Source organism: Actinotignum inguinis (assembly GCF_051265835.1).
GTDB classification, from domain to species: domain Bacteria; phylum Actinomycetota; class Actinomycetes; order Actinomycetales; family Actinomycetaceae; genus Actinotignum; species Actinotignum timonense.
Map to the genome: position 1 here is coordinate 20,857 of NZ_JBOZDP010000002.1, position 21,647 is coordinate 42,503.

A 21,647-nucleotide genomic window follows, 5' to 3' on the forward strand; every position below is an offset into this window, starting at 1 on the left:
GGCGCGTAGAGCCTGGGCCCAGACCGCGGCGCCCAGAGCCCACCTTTCGATCTTTCCATTTTTCAAGAATTGCCTCGCGGGACCTCCCGCATCTAGCAGAAAGAACACTATGACCAGCGTGTATGAATCCCTGACGGCCACCCCGCCGGCTTCCCCGTGGATCCTCCAATTCGCCGGCCAGGGCACCCCCTGGCGCGCCGAATTAGATGAGCTGCTCACCTCCGCGCGGCTGCGCGCGGACCTGACCGAGGTGGACGCGGCGGCCGAGGAGATCCTCGCCCCGGTGCTCCCCGAACTCACCGTGATTTCCGCCGGGCGCCTCGACCTGCTCGGGCTGCGCGGCCCGGCCAGCGCCGGGCGTGCCCCCCACACTTCGGTTCCCGGCATCCTACTCAGCCAGTACGGGGCCTACCGCGACCTGGCGGTGCGCCCCACCGCCACCATCGGGCACTCCCAGGGTGTACTGGCCGCCGCCATGGTGGAATCCAGCGATCCGGCCAGTATTTTCGCCCTCGCCCGGCTTATCGGGGCGGCTGCCTCCAAGGTCAGCGGCGAACTCGGGATTACCGCGAGCAAGGATGCCAGCCCCATGCTCTCGGTGCGGGGCGTGGGTGCCCCGCTGCTGCGCCGCCTGGCCGCCAAGGTCCCGGATGCGGATGTTGCCATTATTAACTCCCGGGAAGCCTGCGTGGTATCCGGGCGCCCGGCCGCCCTCACCGCCCTGGTGGCCCTCATCGAACGCGAAGCCGAACGGGAAGCGCGCGCCCGCGCCGATAAACTCACCGGCGGGGAAGCCCTCCACCCGGTGTGCGAATTCCTCAACGTGGGAGCCCCCTTCCATTCCCCGCTCCTCGAACCGGCCGTGGCCCTCGTGGACGCCTGGGCGGCTCGCTGCTCCCTTAACGTGGAACGCAGCGATGAGCTGGCCCGCGCCGTGCTCACCGCCAGCCTGGACTGGACCGCGGAATTCGCCGCGGCCCTGGACGAAGCAGGGCAGGGCGGCACCCCGGCCGGTTTCGTGGTGGACCTGGGCCCGGGCCCGAACCTCAAGACCATCGCCCTGGAAAACCTCGCCGGAACCGGGGTGAGCTACGTGGATGCCTCCACCGCCGCGGCCCGCGATGACCTGGTGACCGGGGTGGCGCGCGTGACCCGCACCCGCGACTGGTCCGAATACGCCCCGCAGCTGCGCCAGATCAAGGGCCACACCTACCTGGATACCGCTTTCTCGCGGCTGACCGGGCGCAGCCCGATTATGCTCGGCGGGATGACCCCGACCACCGTGGACGGGGAAATCGTGGCGGCCGCCGCCAACGCCGGCTACTGGACCGAACTCGCCGGGGGCGGGCAGGTCTCCGAAGAAGTCCTCGCGGAAAACCTTTCTACCCTGCGCGAGCACCTGGAACCGGGCCGGGTAGCCCAGTTCAACACCATGTTCCTGGACCGCTACCTGTGGGATCTCCAATTCGGCTCGCGCCGGCTGGTTTCCCGCCAGCGCGCCGCCGGGGCGCCCCTGGACGGCGTGGTCATTAGCGCCGGCATTCCCGAAAAGGACGAAGCCCTCGAACTTATCGCGCGCCTGCGCGCCGAAGGTTTCCCCTATATTGCTTTCAAGCCCGGCACCGTGGCCCAGATTCGCCAGCTCGTGGAGATCGCGGCTGCCTGCCCGGGCGCCCCGCTGATCGCCCAGGTGGAAGACGGCCACGCCGGCGGGCACCACTCCTGGGAGAACCTAGAAGATCTGCTCATCGCGACCTACGGCCAGATGCGTGAGGCCGGCCTCATTATTACCGTGGGTGGCGGTTTGGGCATTCCCGAGCGGGCGTCGTCGTTCCTTACCGGAACGTGGGCCGAGGCTTACGGTATGCGCCCGATGCCCGTGGACGGCGTTTTCATCGGAACCGCGGCCATGGCCGCGAAGGAAGCGAAAACGAATCCGGACGTCAAGCAGCTGCTCGTTGATACGCCCGGCGTGAGCCCGGACGATAACGGCGGTTGGGTGGCGGCCGGCTCCACCCGCGGTGGTATTTGTTCCACCCAGTCCTCCCTGCACGCCGATATTTACAATGTGGAAAACGCGGCCGCCCGCGCCGCCCGCCTCCTCGTGGAAGTGGACGGGGATGCCGAAGCTATTGCCGCGCGCCGCGAGGAAATCATTACCGCGATCAACGCCACCGCGAAACCCTACTTCGGGGATATCGCGCAGATGACCTACGCCCAGGCCCTGCGCCGCTACGTGGAACTGACCGTGCCCTGGGCCGACGAACCCACCCAAACCCGCTTCTGGGAAATGCTCCAGCGTTTCGAAGCGCGCCTGTGCGAAGCGGAAAGCGGGGATGTTCCCACGCTCTTCCCCACCCAGGCCGATGCCGCCGCCGATCCGCAGGCAGCGCTCCAGCGCTTCCTCGCCGCCTACCCGAGTGCGGAAGAACACACCGTGCTCGCCCAGGATGAGGCGTGGTTCGTGGCCCTGGCCTCCAAGTACCCCAAGCCGGTGCCCTTCGTGCCGGTGATTAACGAGCAGGTGCTGCGCTTCTGGGGCTCGGATTCCCTGTGGCAATCCCACAACCCGCGCTACACCGCGGACCAGGTGCGTATTATTCCCGGACCCACCTCGGTTGCCGCCATCACCAAGGTTGATGAACCCATCGCCGATATCCTGGGCCGCTACGAAGAAGACGCCGTGGCCCGAGTGAGCGCGGGCGGGGCGCAGGCCCAGCCGGCCTTCTCCCGCGCGGCACGCGACCGCGAAACCTTCCTGCGGGAAACGCCCTTTATCGTGTGGCACGGCCACCTGGCCACCAACCCGGCCCACCTCATTCCGGAAGCGGAAATCCGCGATACCCCGGAGGGCCTGGAAATCTTCGTGCCCCTCGATACCCTCTGGGATGGCACCCAGGCCCACCAGCACGTGGTGCGGCATATGCGCATCCCGCTGCTGCTGCCTGAATCGGTAGCCACCGGCGGGCTACCCGTGGTGGATGATGCCCGCCTGGAAGCGGCCATGCGCGAGGTGCTCGCCGCGATGTCCGGGGTGGGAACCACCACCCTGGGCGGCACCCCCATCACCAAGCAACCCGAGATGATCGACGGCGTTGCCACCCTCACTTTCGCGGTCTCCCCGGAGATCAACACCCTGCACGCGGGGATTACCGCGCCGGCCGGGCGCACCCCGGCGGCCGTGCCCTCCGCGCTGCTCGGTTCGTGCTGGCCCACCATCTACTCCGCGATGGGTTCGGGCGAAGCCGATGGCTACCCGATTATTGAAGGGCTGCTCTCCGGCGTGCATCTTGATCACCTGGAAAAGGTGAATGTGCCGGTGGAGGAGATCCTGGAAGCCGGGCAGCTCACCGCGCGCTCCTGGGTGGCATCCGTGGCCGAATCTTCGGCCGGCCGGGTGCTGACCATCCGCACGAATGTTGCGCGCGAGGATGGCACCGTGGTGCTGGAATTCCAGGAACGCTTCGCCATGCGCGGGCGCGCCACCACCACGGAACTGCCCTCCGAGCCGGCCGCCCGTGGGGGAGTGGATGCCGATATTATCGACACCCCCCGCTCGGTGCTGCGCAAGGTCACCGTGCAGGCCCCCACCGATATGACGGCTTTCGCCATTGTTTCCGGTGATTTCAACCCGATTCACGTATCCCGCAACGCCGCGCTGGTGGCGGGAATGGACGCCCCGCTGGTGCACGGCATGTGGCTGTGCGCCGCCGCCCAGCACGCGGTGGCCGATCCGGTGGCCGGGCGCGCCCCCATGCATATCACCGGGTGGACCTACCGCATGTTCGGCATGGTGAACCTCGGCGACGCGGTGGATATTACCGTGGAGCGCGTGGGCCGGGTGCGCGGGGGCGGGCTCGCCCTCGACGTGACCGCCCGCTGCGGGGATACCGTGGTCTCCCAGGCTTCCTGCACCGTGAGCGCCCCGCGTACCGCCTATGTGTACCCGGGCCAGGGCATCCAGGCCCGCGGCATGACCCTCGATGACCGGGCCGCTTCCGCTGCCGTGCGTGAGGTGTGGGAACGCGCCGACCGCCACACCCGTTCCGCCCTCGGTTTCTCCATCCTCGCGGTGGTGCGCGATAACCCGGTGGAACTGCGGGTGCGTGACGAGATCTTCCGCCACCCGGATGGGGTCCTCAACCTCACCCAATTCACCCAGGTGGCGCTGGCGACCGTGGCTTTCGCCCAGACCTCGCGCCTGCGTGAACAGGGTTCACTGGTAAGCGGTGCTTACTTCGCCGGGCATTCCCTGGGCGAATACAATGCGCTCTCCGCCTACTCGCAGGTCTTCAGCCTCGAGGACGTGCTGGAAATCGTGTACCGGCGCGGTACCACCATGCATCACCTGGTGGAACGCGATGAGCAGGGCCGTTCGAATTACCGCATGGGTGCCTTGCGTCCCAACCAATTTGGGGTGGGCGACGACGCCGTGCGCGACTACGTCGCGCAGGTGGCTGCCGCTTCCGGGGAATTCCTCGAGATCGTCAATTACAACCTGGCCGGCGCCCAGTACGCGGTGGCCGGAACCGTGGCAGGCCTGGAAGCCCTAGAAAAGGACGCCAATGAGCGGGCCCGGCAGGCCGGGGGCAAGCGCCCCTTCATGCTGGTTCCCGGTATTGACGTGCCCTTCCATTCCAGCGTGCTGCGCACCGGCGTAGCCGAATTTGGCGATACCCTGCGCGCTATTGTTCCCGCGGATATTAAGCTCGAAATTCTTGAAGGGCGCTACCTGCCTAACCTGGTGGCCCGCCCCTTCGAGCTGACGGAAGAATTCTGCGATGCCATCCTCGAGGTGGTTCCCTCAACGGTGGTGCGCGAGATTCGCGATGATTTGGCCGCGCGCGTGGAGCGCGACCGGGTGGGTACCGCCCGCGAGATCCTAATCGAGCTGCTGGCCTGGCAATTTGCCTCCCCGGTGCGCTGGATTGAAACCCAGGATTACCTCATTGAGGCCGGGGTGGAAGACATCGTGGAAATCGGCCTGGCCGCTTCGCCGACGCTGGCGAATATGGCCACCCGCACCCTCGCGCTGCCCAAGCACGCCCAGCGCCATGTGAGCGTGTACAACGTGCAGCGGGACGCCAAGCGGGTCCTGCACGAGGATGTGGCCAGCGCTCCGGTTGCTGAAGACGGATTCGCGGACGGCGCGGCTCCGGCTGGTGGTGCCCAGAGCGCCAACGGCGCGAATGGCGCTGCGGCGAACGGCGGCGATACCGCCGCGGCTGCGGCACCCGAAGCCGCGGCTGCCGCTCCGGAAGCTGCTGCTCCCGCACCGGATGCGGCTGCTGCTGGCGCCGCTGCGGCGGCCCCGGCCGCGGCAACAACTCCGGCACCCGCCGCCGCTCCGGCGGGCGATGGCCAACCGGCCGCGGACCTGCCCTTCCGGGCCGGGGACGCCCTGCGCGTCCTGCTGGCCTGGTCCACGAAGATCCGCCTGGATCAGATGGGCGATGCCGATTCGGTAGAAACCCTCACCAACGGGGTTTCCTCCAAGCGCAACCAGATCCTCATGGATATGACCGCCGAATTCGACCTGGCCTCCATGGACGGCGCCGCGGAAGCACCGCTGGCCACTCTGGTCTCCCAGGTGGATCAGGCCGCCCACTCCTATAAGCCCTTCGGAAGCGTGCTGCGCGAAGCCATCGCGGACCGCTTGCGTTCGCTCACCGGTGCGGCCGGTGCCAAGCCGGCCCGGGTGGCCCAACGGGTGCAGGATACCTGGCAGCTCGGCGAAGGCTGGGTGGCCCACGTGACCGCCACCATCCTCCTGGGCACCCGCGAAGGTAAGTCAGTACGCGGTGACGAACTGGCTACCCTCCCGCTGGCCCCCACCTCGGCCGCCCAGCTCGATGAACTCATCGACGCGGCGGTGCGGGCGGTGGGCGCGGCCCACGGCATCAACGTTGCCCTCCCGAGCACCGGGAGCGGGGCGGGCGGCGTCGTCGATTCCGCTGCCCTGGACGCGTATGCCGAACGTATGGACGCGATCCTGGCCGGAACCGCGCGCGATCTGCTCGCGCGCCTCGGCCACAACGAGCGCCCCGAGGCGCCCGCAACCGCGGATGACCTGGCCCTGCGCGAAGCGATGAGCGCGGAACTGGGCAGCGGTTGGGAAGACTTCGTGACCCCGCGCTTCGACCCGGCCCAGGCCGTGCGCCTGTGCGACCGCTGGGCCACCGCCCGCGAGGACGTGGCCAAGATCGCCTTCGGGCGCGAAGTGAACGCCAATTTCACCGGCGTTGGGGAAGAAGTGGCCCGCCAAGCCGAATGGCAGGCGGCCCGCAATCCCAAGCTCGCGGCGCGCTTGACGAAGATCGCCCGCGCTGCCCGCGATACCACCCCGGGAATCTACGCCGGGAAGGTCGCGGTGGTCACCGGTATGGCAGAGAACTCCATCGCGGGTGCGGTGGTGGCCGGGTTGCTGGCCGGCGGGGCAACCGTCGTCGCCACTTCCTCGCGTATCTCCACCGCGCGCCTGAACTTCGCGAAGAAGCTCTACCGCGAGAACGCCATCAACGGTGCCGAACTGTGGCTCATCCCCGCCAACCTCGCTTCCTTCCGCGACGTCGACGCGATCACCGCGTGGATCGGCGCCGAACAGCGCGAAACGGTGGGTGCCACCTCGAAGCTCGTCAAGCCGGCCCTCATTCCCGACCTCCTGGTGCCCTTCGCGGCCCCGCGGGTGAGCGGCTACCTCAGCGATGCCGGCCCCGAAGCGGAAAACCAGGCCCGCGTGCTGCTGTGGAGCGTGGAACGCCTCATCGGCACCCTCGCGAGCCTGGGCACCGATGCCGCCATCGACCATCGCCTGCACGTGATTCTGCCGGGCTCCCCGAACCGGGGCTCCTTCGGCGGGGACGGCGCCTACGGCGAAGTCAAGGCCGCGCTCGATGCCGTGGTCAATAAGTGGCGCGTGGAGCCGTGGGGCCAGCGCACCACCATCGCGCACGCGAAGATCGGGTGGGTGCGCGGCACCGGCCTCATGGGCGGAAACGATCCGCTGGTGGAAGCCGTGGAAGCCAAGGGCGTGCATACCTGGTCCACGGCGGAAGCCGGGCGCGAACTACTCACCCTCTTCACCCCCGAATCGGTGGCGGCCGCCCGCACCGCGCCGGTCATCCACGATATGACCGGTGGGCTGGGTGATATTAACCTGCCCGAACTGGCCGCGAGCATCACGCCGGCCGCCCCCGCTCCGGCAGCGCAGGCCGCACCGAGCGTGCGGGCCCTGCCCAGCCCGGTGAGCATCCACCAGCCAACCATGGACCTGGGTGCTTTCGGGAGCGGCAGCGCCAAGCCCGAGGACCTCGTGGTCATCGTGGGGCTGGGCGAAACCGGCCCGTGGGGCAGCTCGCGTACCCGGTGGGAAGCCGAACTCGGGATTCAAAGCGACGGCGATGTAGATCTCACCCCTGCCGGGGTGCTGGAGCTGGCCTGGATGATGGGCCTGCTCACCTGGTTCGATACCCCGAAGCCGGGCTGGTACACCCCCGAAGGCGAGCTGGTTCCCGAAGAGGATATTTTCGAACGCTACCGCGATGAAGTTGTGGCACGTTCGGGTATCCGCGCCTTCGTGGATGACGGGCCGCTGGCCGATATCGGAACAACCGATATCGCCCCGGTCTACCTGGAGAAAGACGTGACCTTCACGGTGGGCAGCGAAGCGGAAGCCCGCGCCCACGCCGAAGCGGATCCGAGCTTCACCAGCTTCTTCGAGGAGGATGGCGAATGGCGGGTGACCCGCAAGGCCGGGGCACTGACCTACATGCCGCGCCGTACCACCCTCACCCGCCGCGTGGGCGGGCAGTTCCCCACCGATTTCGATCCGGCCAAGTGGGGGATCCCGGCATCGCTGGTGGAGAGCGCGGACCGGATGGCTATCTACAACCTCATGACGGCGGTGGATGCCTTCCTCTCGGCCGGGTTCTCCCCGGCGGAGCTGCTCGAATACGTGCATCCGGTGGATGTTTCCTCCACGCAGGGCACCGGCTTCGGCGGGATGACCTCCATGCGCCGCCTGTACGTGGATCGCTTCCTGGGTAAGGATTACCCGCAGGATATCCTCCAGGAAACCCTGCCGAACGTGATCGCCGCGCACACCATGCAGGCCTACGTGGGCGGGTACGGTTCCATGATTCACCCGATCGGCGCCTGCGCGACCGCCGCGGTGTCCGTGGAAGAAGGCGTGGATAAGATCGCCACCGGCAAGGCCCAGTTCGTGGTCTCCGGTGCGATTGATGACGTGCAGGTCGAGTCCCTCATCGGTTTCGGTGATATGAATGCGACGGCGGATTCTGCCGCCATGGCGAAGAAGGGCATCAACCCGCGCTTCTTCTCCCGGGCTGGCGATCTGCGCCGCGGTGGCTTCGTGGAAGCCTGCGGCGGCGGCACGGTGCTGCTGGCCCGCGGCGACGTGGCCGCCCAGATGGGGCTGCCCGTCTACGGGGTGGTGGCCTATATTCGCTCCTTCGCGGACGGTATCCAAACCTCGATCCCGGCACCGGGCCTGGGAGCGCTGGCCGCCGGCATGGGCGGAGAGAATTCCGTGCTGGCCACGAACCTGCGCAATCTGGGCGTGAGTGTGGACGACGTCGCCGTGCTTTCCAAGCACGATACCTCCACCAATGCGAATGACCCGAACGAAGCGGAACTTCACGACCGCCTCTTCACGGCGCTCGGCCGCAGCGCGGGTAACCCGCTCTACGTGGTCTCCCAGAAGACCCTGACCGGGCATTCCAAGGGCGGGGCGGCGCTCTTCCAGATGGCTGGCATCACCCAGATGTTCGCCACCGGGAAGATCCCGGGGAATAAGGCCCTGGACTGCTCCGATCCGGCTTTCGAGGAACGCAGCTACCTGGTGTGGCCGCGCGAGGTCCTCGAGGTGGGCGATATCAAGGCGGCCGTGCTGACCTCGCTCGGCTTCGGGCACGTTTCCGCGCTCATGATGCTCGTGCACCCGGCGGCTTTCGAGGCGGCTATCGCGCGCACCAACGGCGCGAAGGCAGCCCAGCTGTGGCGGGAGAGCGCTGATATGCGCCTGCTGGAAGGTGCACGCCACCTGGTTGCCGGAATGGTCGGCCATGCGCCGCTCTACACAGAAACCTCGGTGGACGAGCGCTTCGCGGGGGACCGCCACGAAGGCGAAGCAGCGCTGCTCCTCGATCCGCGCTACCGCCTGGTGAACGGAAAGTACCAGCTGCGCTAAAGCAGAGCGGATCCATCCCATAAGAGCGGGGCGGGGTAGTTCATCACGAACCACCCCGCCCCGCTCTGTGCACGTTCTTGCTTCTGGGCGGCCGCGGATGTTTCAATACCGTGATGGTGAATCCTGAGAGTGAACCGCGGTATCGCATTGATATTGCAACCGCGCGGAAAATTGCGGTGACGGCGCAGGGGCTCGCCCCGGAAGCTCGCAGTGCCGGTGCCTCCATCGCCGATGTTTTCCAGCGCCTCGGCTGCGTTCAAATTGATTCACTGCAGGCTGTGCGTAGATCCCAAGAATTGGTTCTGCTCGCCCGCGGAGTGGATAAAAATAGCTTGCCGCTGCTGCACGAGAGTTCCACCGGCCTCTTCGAAACATGGGGCCACGCGCATTCGCTTATGCCCAGGTCAATATGGCCCTTGCTCCATTGGCGTCGTCGTCGCATTAAAGAGCACGGGTTATCCGGTCCCCAGGTCGATCACGATGTGGCGCGGGCCGTGCTGGAGCGCATACGCGAGAACGGACCCACGGCGCATTCGCAGCTCGGGCGCGCGGTGGGGCAGGGCTGGGAGCGCAGCAGCCCGGTCAAAACGGCGTGTGAATGGTTGCTGAGCATCGGCGACCTCGCGGTGATCAGCAGAGACGAGAAGTGGCAAAGAATTTACTGCACGCCGGAGCAAGCGGGTTTGCAGAGTTCGGAGCTTCTCGATGAGGACACGAGCTTGAACGAGACCGTTGCGCTAGCCCTGAGCGCCCTCGGGATCGCTCGCTTTGACGATGTGGTGGATTATTTCAGGTTCCCGAAAAGTGCGAATATCCGCGAGCGCTGTGTCGCGAGCGGGTATGTACCGGTTGAAGTGCGCGGGCTTGCCGGAACGTGGCTTGCTGATGAGGCCCTCATGGAGGAAGCGCATAGCGCCAGTTGGGAGACGGGTAGTATCACGCTGCTCTCTCCTTTCGATTCGCTTATTTGGACGCGTTCGCGCCAGCGGGAACTCTTCGGGAAAGACTATCGGCTCGAGGTATATAAGCCCGCGCATAAACGGGAGTTCGGATATTTCGGGATGCCGATTCTGTGTGATGAGCGGATTATCGGGCGCGTGGCGGCGAGGGTAAAAGACGGAGGCGTGACGATAGAAAACCTCGAGGTGGATAAGGGCTTCTCAGCCGAAAGTATTCGAAGTGAGGTAACGAGTCGTCTGGAATCCTGGGTGAACTAAGGAAAAGCCTGGCGGCGGTACCGGAAAACTAGGTGATAACTGCAAACTGGGCAGCGAAAAGGGGCGGGGTAGTTCATGAGGAACCACCCCGCCCCGGTTGCTGTCTAGCAGTGCGTAGTCACATCAGCGCTCCGTGACCGCAGCCGCCTTTTACCAGCCGTAATTATCCTTGGAGAAATCCACCGTGATCGCCCCGTCCTTCACTTCGAAGCGCAGGGTGCGGTTCACCCAGATATTGACCGGGAAATTAGATTCCTTCCAGGGATCCTTCTCGCTGTAGCGCTGCTTGTAATTAATAACGGCCTTGCCCTTGACCTTGGCGGTGCCCACGTAGGCGCCATTCTCGTAGCGCACGCTCGTGGCCTCCACCTCGACCTTGGGTTCTTCCTTCCACGAGCGCCGAATCTCCGTCACGGCCTGGAAAACAGGATCGCTCATATTCAATTCGGGGCAGTCCTTCACCTCGAAAGTATCGGCGGGCATGCACGCCTCATACCGAGCATTCACCTGCTTCTGGATCTCCGCGGCCACCTCCGGAGTGAAACGCGGTTCAATGGCGGCCGGGGAGCTCGAGCCAAGAACCGGAACGGTTACGCTCTGCGCCTCCCCGAAGCTCACGAAGGCGTCACCGCCCTGGGCACCCACCGTGTAGGTACCCGGGAAAGCGGGTAACGGATAGTACCCGCTGGCACGCTCGCTCTTGTCGGCCGGGTCCACCGTGGTCGAAAGATCGACGTCGACCCCATTAATATTCACCCGCGGCGTGGCGGAACGTAGCCCCACGGTCCCCAGCGGCGCATCAGTGACCTGCCACTCGGAGAAGAACAGGAATTTCTTGCCGCGCTCGCTGAGGGTGAGATCAACCGGATATTTCTTCATATCGATGGTGAATTCCGCGCTCACGTGCACGGTATTTTTCCCGCCCGGCTGCGACTGCTTAAACGCGGAAATCACCTCGAAATCGGTGGGCCGATTCGTGGCCTTGCTGTAAATCTCGTCGCTGAGGAGCAGGCGCTCCCCGGACCGCACATTCGGGTCGTACACCTCGAGCGCGGCGCTGGCCTTCCCCTCCACAATCGCGGAGAGGTAGGCCTCGGCAGTTTTCTCCGGCGCGAATTTACTGGCCGTCACCTTAAAACCAATAACTCCCGCCACAATGAGCACCAGCAAAACCACCAGGCTAATCCACAATTTCTTATGGGATTTCTTTTCCTTCGGAAGCGCCGGGGCCGGGGCGGCGGCGTACATTCCGCCCGGCATTCCGCCTGGCATTCCGGGGCCGGCGGCCGGGCTCGGCGCGGTGCCGTACCCACCCGGAGGTGCGTAGCCCTGCGGCGTGGCGCCGTAACCGGGCTGCGGTGCATAACCGGGAGCGGGCGGATAACCCGGGGCTGGTACCGAATCCGGAGCTGGTACCGCATCCGGGGCTGCGCCGGCGCTGCCCGCGCTCGGAATATCCTCGAGCATCCGCGGAATCGCGGTACGCGTGGGCGCGCCCGCATCAACATCGGCCGTGATCCACGCTTCCGGCTCGCTGGGCGATAGGGGCGACGGCGCCGCTGCCGCGGGCGAATCCGCCGCGGGGATCTCCGCGGCGAGCGTGGCTTCCGGATCGGGCTGCGGAGTAGCTTCTTCTTCGGGCTGCTCATCTGCGGCATGCGCGGGGGCCGGAGGTGTGGAAGCCGGCGGTGCGGGAGGCGGGGGAGGAACCGGGACTGCGAGTGGATGCGCCGGGGTAGCCTCCGGCTGTGCTGCCGGCACCACCTCGACGGGCGGAATTGTCCGGGTCAGCTCCGCTTCCGCGGGGCTCGGCGCGGAAGGCGTTGGCGCGGAAGGCGGCGGAGGCGGAGGTGGGGGCACCGGCGTGGACGGTGGGAACTGGTCAGGTCCGTTAGTCATAAGAGGTCCTTCCTCACAGATGGAGTACGGTGACGTGGAAGGTGGAACTCGCGTGATGAGCCCCGCCGTCGTACCTGTAGAGTTTTTCATAAACTCCACGTACCTAGGGTAACTGGGATACTGTTGCTACAGGAGAAAACTCCGTATATTAACCGTAGAAAGTATTGGTAGCTACACGGGGTTTTCGTCCGCGTTTTTGCGGTACGGAAATTCTATGGGAGAAAGTGGAACCGCTATGATGTACGATCCGCGCACAATGACCCTCGAAAACTTAGGCGACCCGCAGATTACCGCGCGGGATCTTGCCGATATTGCGGCCCAGCGCCCCGACCTGTGGGATGCTATCGCGGTGCACCCGCAGTGCTACCCGGCGCTGGTTGCTTGGATTCGCGAGCGCCAGGCAGAAGCTCAGGCGCAGCAGGCTCCGCAGTTTGCGCAGGCCCAGCAACCGGCAGCGCAGCCGGCAGCGCAGCCGGAAGAACAGCCCGCCGCGGAGCAGCCGGCTGGTGAGTATCAGCAGCCCGAACCCCAGTTCCAGCAGCCCGCCGCGCACGCGCAGCAGGCCCCGCAGCCCCTCACCGCCGAACAGTGGCAGGCTCGCTTCCAGCTGGATAACGGCCGCGAACCCACCTTGCGGGAATACCAGGAGGCCGTCGCCCAGGGAGCGGTAGCCGGGCCGGGGGTTCCGGATAATTCCGTGGGGGATATGAAAGAAGGTCTCAAGCAATTCGCCACCGGGGCCAAGGATTTCGTTAGCAACCGGGTGGCTCCGGCGGTCGCCCAGCAGGCCGGCGCGATGCGCCAGAGCTTCGCGGCGGCCTCTGCGGGGCGCGCTTCCAAGTGGAATGTGATTATTCCGGCGGTGCTCATCGGCGCCCAGGTGCTCGCCATGCTCAGCGTTTTCCTGCCCTTCGCCTCGGCCTTTGGTTTTTCCGCCAGCATGATGACGGGGGATTCCGAATCGGCGTGGGTGATTATTCTTTGCTACCTCATTGCAGCTGTTTTCTCCACGCTCGCTCTGGTGATCAAGAAGAAGTGGACCATGGCCACCGCCGGCGGGGTGGGTTTACTTTTCGGGATTCTGCTATTCATCGGTAGCATGAACGCTCTGTCCAAGCTTTCTGAATTCTCTGAGGTTGCCAGCGTCGGTATTGGCTTTATTCTCTTCGTCCTCGCCACCATCGTGAATATTGCCTTCTCCATCTGGGCTATCGTAATGGTGGTCAAAAAGAACTAAATGACAAGGAGTGCTGGGATGACTCAGCCGGACGCGCCCACCGGGGATATTCCCGCGTGGGCGGGCCTCGATCTGCCTGCCGCGCTCAAAGCCGCCAGCTTCCTCACCAGCGAGCTGGCGCGGCAGTACCGGCTGATCGTCAAGGTGCTGTACGAACAACGCGAATTCACCCTCACCGGGGTGAGCCATCACGATTTATTCGAGTTAGTGCGCGGCTACCTTCCAACCGAAGGCGCCGAGCGCTTCCTCGAAGAATTCAATTTTGATGCGCGTATGGCGAGCCTGGTCGAGTGGGGCACCTGCACCGCCTGGCAGGATGACGCCGAAACCGAAGAAGATTTCCTTCGCAATCGGTACCGCTACCAACTCACCGAAGCCGGCTCGAAATTCCACGAAGCCGCGCTCGCGATAGAAAACGACCTGGGCACCCAATCCACGGCATCGCTGCTGGCCCCGGCCATCCTCGCCAAGCTCTTGGAAGAAACCCTCGAGCAGGTCCAGCACGCGGAATACCCGGAAGCCAGCCAGTCATTTGCGCAGGTGGAAAGCACGCTTTCCGATATGCGGGAGACCGCTTCCCAATGGCAATCGCGGCTCGCCTCCGCGCTCGGCGGGGAACCCACCCGGGACAAAATCGTGACAACCCTCGAAACGATTCTGGCCTATTCGGAAGTGTGGGGCTCCGGGGTAGATGCGTGCAGTGAAAGCATCTCCCGGCTCGTTGCCCAGCTCCAGGCCACCGATCTGTCCGTGTGGAAAGCCATGGCAATTCCGCGCCACGGCTCGAAAGCCACGGAAGAAACTCTGCTCGCCACCGCCCGGCAGCTGCGGCGCGTGCTGGACGTGCTCGATAACTGGTTTACCGGATCAGCTTCTCAAGCCAAACGGCTGCGCCGCCAAATTCGAGACGCCGTCGCCCCAACCATCCAGGGCCACCGCGCCCTCCTGGCCGTGAGCGGCACGATATCCAGAAAAGCGGATCTCCTGCGCCTTGCCGAGCGCCTCGAACAGGCTCCCGATGAGGAAACGGTCTGGGATATATGGTGTGCGACGACGGGTTTGTACTCCGCCAAGCATGTAACCGATACCGTCCCGGATATCTCTGCCGGGCATCAACAATCCGCCTGGGAAACACCGCCGGTTCCCATTAGCCGCAAGCTGCGGGTGCGCGGGCCGCGCGCGGTACGGGGCCGGCCAGCGCAAATGATCAACCGCCAAGATAATATCCGCAAAGCAAAACTGCTCGCCGCCCAGCGCAACCTCGATATAGCCGATGCCGCGGAATCCCTGGCCAAGAAATCCGGGAGCGAATTGAGCGAATGGGGAACCTTAAACTGCACCCAGGCCGACCTGCTTCTCGACTTGATCTCCGGGGCGCGCCGGCATAAAAAGGACACCCGCGTGCGCGAATCCCGCACCAAAGACGGCAAATGGCGCCTGCGTTTCACCCGGACGGAAGGCTCGGCCGTTATCGAAACGGAAGCTGGGCGTTTGGTCCTCGCCAACGGGATTGTGGAGTTCACCAGATGAGCGTCACGATGTTTAGCTCGGATCGAGCCGAAAAACAGCTGGCCTTCATCGGGTTGCTGTGCTCACCCGTGGTGGCACCGTGGACGAATCCGGAACTGACCGAATTAGTGCGCCGCCATATTAAAGACCTAGAGATGTGGTGCGAGCGGCTGGGTTACCGGATCGGCCACGTGGGCGAATGCTACCGGCTGCGCCGCACCCCGCTGGACGGGAAAAACTCCGTGCCGGTGGGCGCCCATCCGGATCGCGGCCAGCTGCTGCTGCGCCTCTACGCGGCGGCCAGCCTGGAAGATCAGCAGGGGGACTCCATCACCCTGCAAGAGCTCTCCGATCAGGTCCGCAATTCTTCCGCGAGTCGCAACGGCTGGCCCTACGATCCCGATACTTTCGCGCATCGAAGAAGATTCATCGCCGCGGTGCAATGGTTGTGCGACCAAGGGGTACTCAGCCGGGTTACCGATGAAATCCGGCTCGATACCTGGGCCCGGGAAGGCTCCGGTTTCGGGGCGGGCTACCGCATCCACCGCGATTGCCTCATGATGCTCATTAACGTTGACGATGTGGATCTGGGATTATTCCCGGTAGAAGAAACAGATACCCGGCGCAAAGTTATTATGCGTGCCCTCATCGAGCAGCAAGCTCTCTACCCCGAACAGCTCACCGACGAGGAACGAGCCTACCTGTACGGCCCCCAACGCGGCCGAATCGCGGCGCTCGTGGAAGAAATGACCGGCGGTATCGTGGAAATACGTAGCGACGTCGCCCTTCTCTCCCTTCCGCAAGATCGAAACTTCCCGGGCGCCGTCCATGTGCTTTTCCCAAGCAGCACCGCGCTCGATTGGGCGTGCCTGGCTTTTATTGACCGCCTGGCACCCGGCGCGGAAGGCAGTTGGCGGCGGGTATCGCGCGCCGATATTGAGCGGGTAGCCGCGGATATTCACGCCGCCTTCGGGGCGAAGCTCACCAAAGAGCTCCAAGAATCGCCGCGGGTGCTGGCGGAGAAAGCCGAAGAACGGCTGCGCGATACCGGCCTGCTGGAAGCGGGGCCCGAAGGCTGGAGCTTGAGCCCGCTCGCGGCGCGCTACCGGGGAGCTGATTTGGAAGAAGACGCCGTCGTCGACGAAAGTTTGTTTTAGGAGGAGCAAGGAGCCATGGAGGCGAATGAACTGAAAGCCTGGCGCGAAGCCTGGCAAAACGGCGGCTTCCCCATGCCCCGCCTGGACCGCTGGCAGGTGCTGCGCGCCGGAGTGGTCAACCTGTGGGAATTCGAAGCCGTCGAATACTGGTTCGCGGACGGCTGGGCCCAGCTTTTCGGAGCCAATGAAACCGGGAAATCCACCCTCATGGCCCTCACCACGCTCATCCCGCTGCTCGGCGATACCTCCCCGGATAAAATCGACACCCTGGGGCGGTCCGGGAAACAATTCGGCTACTACGTGCGGCCCACCCACGAAGGCTCCGACCGGCGCACCAGCGACCTCTCCTTCTACCACGGCTGGCTCTGGGTGGAATACGGTCGGGTTATTGACGGGCAGCCCCATTTCTTCACTACTCTGCTTTACACCTATTGGCGGGAGGGCAATACTCGTTTCCACGCCAAGTGGTGTACCTGCGAGGAGAGCCGGGTGCGCGGGGATCTGGCGATCTTTTCCGGGCGAACCGTGAACGCCGCGAAAGAAATAACTGCCCCCGGCTGGCAGGTGCACGATAATGCCACCTCCTACCGGAAAACCGTGGCGCGCAAACTTTTCAGCTGCGATTGGGAGAAACTGGAAGCAATCGGGCGGATCCTCAAGGTTACCCGCACCCCGAAACTCGGGGCGCAGTTGGAATCCAAATTCGTGACCGATAAGTTGCGCGAGGCGCTGCCGGCCCTGGAAACCACCGAGATAACTAAACTGGCGCGGGGCTGGGATGCCCTTGACGGCATCCGCAAAGACCTCGATACCACGAAAAAAGCCCTCGGCGATGTTAAGGATTTCATCAAAACCCACTGGTGGCCGTGGACCAAAGCGGTGCTGCGCATCGCGGCGGACGAAGCCGCGCAATCGCGCTCCGAACTCGATAAGGTGACCCGGAACGAAAACGATTCCCGCGCGAAATTAGCGGAGAACTGGGAACGCAAAGAGGCCCTCGATAGCGCGCTGGAGGAGGTGCGCGCCCAGCTGGAGCAGGCCAGAACTCAGCATGAGGCCCTGCGCAATTCGGCCGCCTACCGCGATGCGGAAAGCCGCGCGGCGCAGGTGCGTTCCCTGCGGGAACTGGTCCGGCGTGATACTTCCCAGCACGAGCGCGATAACGCGGATGTGGAGCGCTGCCGCCAGCGCGAGGAACACGATTCTGGCGAGGTGAGCGAACGCACCGCGAACCTGGATCAGGCCCAGCGCCGCGTGGTCGATGCGAAAGACACCGCCGTGAGCACGTTCCGCGCGGCGGGCTATACCGGCGAAACATCCGTCGATATCGCGCGGCTGCGCCAATGGCACGACGAGCGCGAGGGGGAGCTGCGGCAGGCGCGCACCCTGCTCAAAGTTGTTGAACAGGCCACGCAGCAGGCGATGCTGCTGGAAAATACCGCGGGCAATGCCCTGGCCCGCGCGGAGAAAAGCAAGCACAGCGCTGAAGAATCCTGGAATCGGGTCGAAGAAGAATACGAACGGCTCTCCAGCAGCGTGACCGAGTGGGCCAGCAGCGTTGACGCGGATGGCGCCGAGGCGTGGTTGAGCCAGCTCCCCACCAGCTACCCCTGCCCGGCCGGCACCCTCACGGAAGCGATCCGTCGCGACTGGTACCAGCCCCGTAAAAACGAGATCCAGGCCCGCACCGAGCGCGAACTCGGGGAGATTCGCCAGCTACGCGAACAAGTCACGCAAATCGATACCGAGGTGGCCGCGCTGGAATCCACCGGCGTCCAGGCCCCGCTCGCCCCGCAGCTGTGGCGCCGGCGTTCGCGTGACGGCGCGCCCGGCGCCGTCCTGTGGCAGCTCCTCAACCCGCGCGCGGGAGTCGCGCCCGCCGACCTCGCCCATATTGAAGCGGCACTTGCCGCCGCCGGTCTCCTCGACGCCTGGGTTGCGGAAAATGGTATATACGACGACGCCGACACGTTCCTCGCACCCCTCCCGGCCAGCACCGCTAGCCGGACGCTGGCCGATGCCCTGGAAACTGGCGAATCCGCGGGCGCCCTGGGCCGGCAGGCGGATAATCTGCTGGCGGGGGTGGCTTTGGTGCCGGCAGGAGCGGCGATGCCCGCGCAGGGCCTGGCCATTAGCGTGGACGGGCGCTGGCAGGCTGCCGGCCTGGCCGGTACCGCGCTGCCGGTCCGCGAGGTAGCCGAATGGCTGGGTGAAGAAGCCCGGGCCGCGCAGCGCCGGCGCCGGCTGGCCGAATTGGCCACCCAAAAAGACCAGCTGCTGGCAAATATCGCAACGCACACCAGCCAGGTTGAAGAACTGGAGCGGCGCGGCGCTGAGCTCGATACCCAGTACGCGCAAGCCCCCAGCGATATTGCTTTGCGAAACTTGCTGACCGCTTGGAATAAGGACGATGAGCGTGCCCGGGCCGATAGAGCCGAGGCCGCGGCGAAACAGAAGGAAGCGGAAGAAGCCCGCACCCGCTGCGATAACCACCAGGCCGAGCTCGCGCAGTACGCCGCGGAGCATGCCCTGCCCAAAGACCGGGACGGCCTGGATAATTTGCGGGAGCATTTACAGCGGGGGCTGCGCCACCTGGATGCATGGCGCCAAGCACTCCTCGGCGAAGAGTCCGCGCGCGGCGAACTGGAAAAAGCACAGCGGCGCCTGGAGGAGGCCCGCGCGAGTCTTGAGCAGGCCCGCGGGCGCCTGGCGGAAACCGCGCGATCCCTGGCCGCCCACAGCGAAGAATTGCGGGTCCTGGAAGAAACCGCGAACCAGAGTGACGTGGCCATTCTGGAGCAGGTTGAGGAATGCGCCGCCCGGATCACCCGGCTGGAAGCCGAACGCGAGCAAGCCCAGAAACAGCATTCCGAGGCCCTCGTCAACCTGGAGCGCGCCAGTAACGAATTGGAGCGCGTGACCGAGGAACGCGAGCGCGCCCTCGCGAACCGCGATACCTGCTACGCCGCCTTCCGCGAACTTATCGATGCGGGCCTGGCGCGCAGAATCCAGCTGGAGCTACCCGAAAGTGAGTCTTCGGCGATTACGAATGTGCGCGAGCAGGTGGCAACGGTCCGCCGCGAAGTCACGGTGCGGGGCTGGAAAGAAGGCCCCGAGCAGCGCGCCGATAACTACGCCACCCGCGATAAGCTGCGGCGCAAAGCCGAGGATGCTATCCGGGATTTGCGGGCCAAGCTTGAGGATGGCGGTAGAACCGTGACGGCCCGGGTGGATCGCCCGCTCCTCGAGATTGATATCCGCATCGATTCCAACGGCCAGAGCGTGAGCATCGACGAGTCCATCGTGCGCCTGGGCAAAGCCGTGGACGATATCGCCACCACCTACGGTATGCGCGAACGCGAAACCCTCGATGAGCTCCTCGGTTCGACCTTCCTGGAGTACTTGCGCGAGCAGATTGGCGAGGCGGAGGAGATCGTGGCGGGTATTAACACGGTGCTCGCCAAGCACCCCACCGGCACCGATAAAACCACCCTGCGGGTAAAACTCCAGCCCGGCGCGAATGCTGACCTGCTCAACGCGGTCACCGGCTCCACGCTCTTCAAAAAAGAGGTCCAGGACCAGGTGCGTGCCGCTCTCAAAAACAAGATTGACGAGGCCAAACGCAGCGCCCAGGACCAGGCCCTGAACGACTGGACCGATGAATTGGCGCGGCGCCTCGACTACCGCACCTGGTATGAGATCAACTTGGAACGCCGCTTCGATAAGGGAAATTGGGGGCCGCTGACCACGCGTTCCTATTCGGAACTTTCCGGTGGGGCCCGCGCCGTGATGCTCATGGCGCCGCTTATCAGCACCCTGGCCGCGCTCTACCTGAAAACGGAAAATTCGCCGCGCCCGATCTGGTTCGATGAGGCTTTCGACGGCCTGGACGACACCAATAAGGGCGTCATGATGAGTATGCTCCGCGACTTCGACCTGGACGTGCTGCTCGTTGGCCCCGGCCGCCTCGTCAATATTAAGGAAGTCCCGGCCGCCGCCATCTACCAGGTGGTCCGGGCGCCCGCGCCCCTCGAAGGCGCGGACGTCACCCTCGAATTGTGGGCGGGCAATACTTTGGAATCCATTGAATTGCCCTGTTCTTGGGTCGACGACGCCGGCCGATCTCCCGTGGGGGAACCGGAAGCTGAGGGGATGCTGTTGTGATTCCCGCTCATATCCTGGAGTGGGCGAATCTGCCCGGGCCGCGCAAGTTACTCGGCCAGGCGCGGGAGAAAATCGAGAAAGGCAAGTTGGCGGAGCGCTCGCAGCTGGGCAAGGGGCTCTCGGATGCGGAACGTATCCAGGTGGAGCGGCTCACCCCGGCCGGGTGGGCCCGCGGGCATAAGCCACTCCAGGCGCGGCAACTGCGGGCGAGCCTGCGTGATAACGGGGCGGATCTTGAGGAGCTGCTGGTCTACCTAGGTGGCCCGCTGCGTGATATCACCGCGGAAAAAGAGGCCGCCCGGGAGCGCGTGGCGCTGGATCGGGCGGCCGGCACCCGGATTTTGCAGGGGCTCGGGGTAGTGCAGGAGAGCGCGATTCTCTCTATTCTGGGCCGCGCACCCTCCTGGCGGGAGCGCGCCGAGGAGATCGCGGCGGTTATCCACGAACTGCCACGCTTCGAAGGCCAGTTGCTGTCCGTGCTGGCTGCCGGGCTGTTTTCTGATGCCCACGCCCTGGATCGCTCCCGGCCACTCGGGCAGGCCGTAGCGCGAACTGCCGCCGCGCTCGGAGTAGAACCCTACCTCGATCCGCTAGCCGATGCCGCGGCTTGGCACCAGGCCTGGGCTGGGGTGGGGATCACCTGCGACGGGGTTTCCTCCCAAGTGCTGGTTCTTAATTTGCCCCTGGTGGGGGAGGCGCCCGCGGCACGCCTAGCTGCCGTGCAGGGTGAGCCCGTGTGGTTAACGCTGCGCAGCCTGGGCTCCGGGCTTGGCGTGGGATCAGCACTGAGTTCGGACTCCGGGCTTGGCGTGGGAGCGAGGCCGGGCCAGGTCTCTGGGCTTAGCGAGAGCTCCGAGCAGGGCTCCGGGCTTGGCCTGCGCCTGCGCTCGGATATTTCCGATGTGTATGTATGCGAGAATCCCTCGGTTATTGAAACCGCCGCGGATCGCTTCGGGCCGGCCACCCGGCCCCTTATTTGCACTTACGGCAACCTCAGCCAGGCCGCGGTCCAGCTCCTCACTCAGCTATCCGCATGCGCCAGGCTGCATGTCCGGGCGGACGGCGACGCCGCCGGCTGGGGTTTCGTGCGAAAAATGCTCGAACTTCCCAACACCACAACCTGGCGTATGCCGGAAGGTGAAAGCCGATACGAAGAAGAACTCATCGAGGAGCTCATGAGCGATCTCGCTCTTTAAGCAGCCCAACAGGATGCAACCCTGGGGAGGGGTATCTGTTTTCAGGGCTGTACTTCGTAT

General features: G+C 65.0%; 8 protein-coding genes. 7 read left to right on the forward strand and 1 reads right to left on the reverse strand.

The features are described from left to right. The first annotated feature begins 109 nt into the window (after positions 1-109). Positions 110-9,208 carry a type I polyketide synthase gene (locus ACRQFC_RS01390; protein ID WP_284896712.1) on the forward strand — a complete coding sequence of 3,033 codons (9,099 nt, stop codon included), beginning with the start codon at positions 110-112 and terminating at the stop codon, positions 9,206-9,208. Between the two features lie 113 nt (positions 9,209-9,321). Continuing rightward, positions 9,322-10,425 (forward strand): DNA glycosylase AlkZ-like family protein, encoded by a 1,104-nt coding sequence (locus ACRQFC_RS01395; RefSeq protein ID WP_284896711.1) that lies wholly within the window; start codon positions 9,322-9,324, stop codon positions 10,423-10,425. A 150-nt stretch (positions 10,426-10,575) separates the two neighbouring features. Here the strand turns inward: ACRQFC_RS01395 and ACRQFC_RS01400 are convergent, their stop codons facing one another. Further along, the gene (locus ACRQFC_RS01400; protein ID WP_284896709.1) at positions 10,576-12,324 is read right to left on the reverse strand and encodes a zinc ribbon domain-containing protein; all 1,749 of its coding nucleotides are present in this window, start codon (positions 12,322-12,324) and stop codon (positions 10,576-10,578) included. 214 nt (positions 12,325-12,538) lie between these two features. On the opposite strand from ACRQFC_RS01400, the gene ACRQFC_RS01405 reads away from it, so the two are divergent. Genes ACRQFC_RS01405 through ACRQFC_RS01425 form a run of 5 tightly spaced genes read left to right on the forward strand, consistent with a single transcriptional unit; the run spans position 12,539 to position 21,587 of the window. Beyond that, positions 12,539-13,561 (forward strand): variant leucine-rich repeat-containing protein, encoded by a 1,023-nt coding sequence (locus ACRQFC_RS01405; protein WP_284896707.1) that lies wholly within the window; start codon positions 12,539-12,541, stop codon positions 13,559-13,561. An 18-nt stretch (positions 13,562-13,579) separates the two neighbouring features. Further along, the gene (locus ACRQFC_RS01410) at positions 13,580-15,091 is read left to right on the forward strand and encodes a DUF2397 domain-containing protein (protein ID WP_284883276.1); all 1,512 of its coding nucleotides are present in this window, start codon (positions 13,580-13,582) and stop codon (positions 15,089-15,091) included. Next, positions 15,088-16,227, forward strand: a complete 1,140-nt coding sequence (locus ACRQFC_RS01415) for a DUF2398 family protein (RefSeq protein ID WP_284883277.1) — start codon at positions 15,088-15,090, stop codon at positions 16,225-16,227. Before ACRQFC_RS01410 ends, ACRQFC_RS01415 begins: the two co-directional genes overlap by 4 nt. 15 nt (positions 16,228-16,242) lie before the next feature. Continuing rightward, positions 16,243-20,391 carry a TIGR02680 family protein gene (locus ACRQFC_RS01420; protein WP_284883278.1) on the forward strand — a complete coding sequence of 1,383 codons (4,149 nt, stop codon included), beginning with the start codon at positions 16,243-16,245 and terminating at the stop codon, positions 20,389-20,391. Beyond that, a complete protein-coding gene (locus ACRQFC_RS01425) occupies positions 20,388-21,587 on the forward strand; it encodes a DUF2399 domain-containing protein (RefSeq protein ID WP_284883280.1) in 1,200 nt (399 codons plus the stop codon). The genes ACRQFC_RS01420 and ACRQFC_RS01425 overlap by 4 nt, the downstream gene beginning before the upstream one ends. The last annotated feature ends 60 nt before the right edge of the window (positions 21,588-21,647 follow it).

Coding starts and splice junctions, on each gene's coding strand:
- ACRQFC_RS01390 (WP_284896712.1), top strand. CDS start 110: ATGACCAGCGTGTATGAATCCCTGACGGCCACCCCGCCGGCTTCCCCG.
- ACRQFC_RS01395 (WP_284896711.1), top strand. CDS start 9,322: ATGGTGAATCCTGAGAGTGAACCGCGGTATCGCATTGATATTGCAACC.
- ACRQFC_RS01400 (WP_284896709.1), bottom strand. CDS start 12,324: ATGACTAACGGACCTGACCAGTTCCCACCGTCCACGCCGGTGCCCCCA.
- ACRQFC_RS01405 (WP_284896707.1), top strand. CDS start 12,539: ATGGGAGAAAGTGGAACCGCTATGATGTACGATCCGCGCACAATGACC.
- ACRQFC_RS01410 (WP_284883276.1), top strand. CDS start 13,580: ATGACTCAGCCGGACGCGCCCACCGGGGATATTCCCGCGTGGGCGGGC.
- ACRQFC_RS01415 (WP_284883277.1), top strand. CDS start 15,088: ATGAGCGTCACGATGTTTAGCTCGGATCGAGCCGAAAAACAGCTGGCC.
- ACRQFC_RS01420 (WP_284883278.1), top strand. CDS start 16,243: ATGGAGGCGAATGAACTGAAAGCCTGGCGCGAAGCCTGGCAAAACGGC.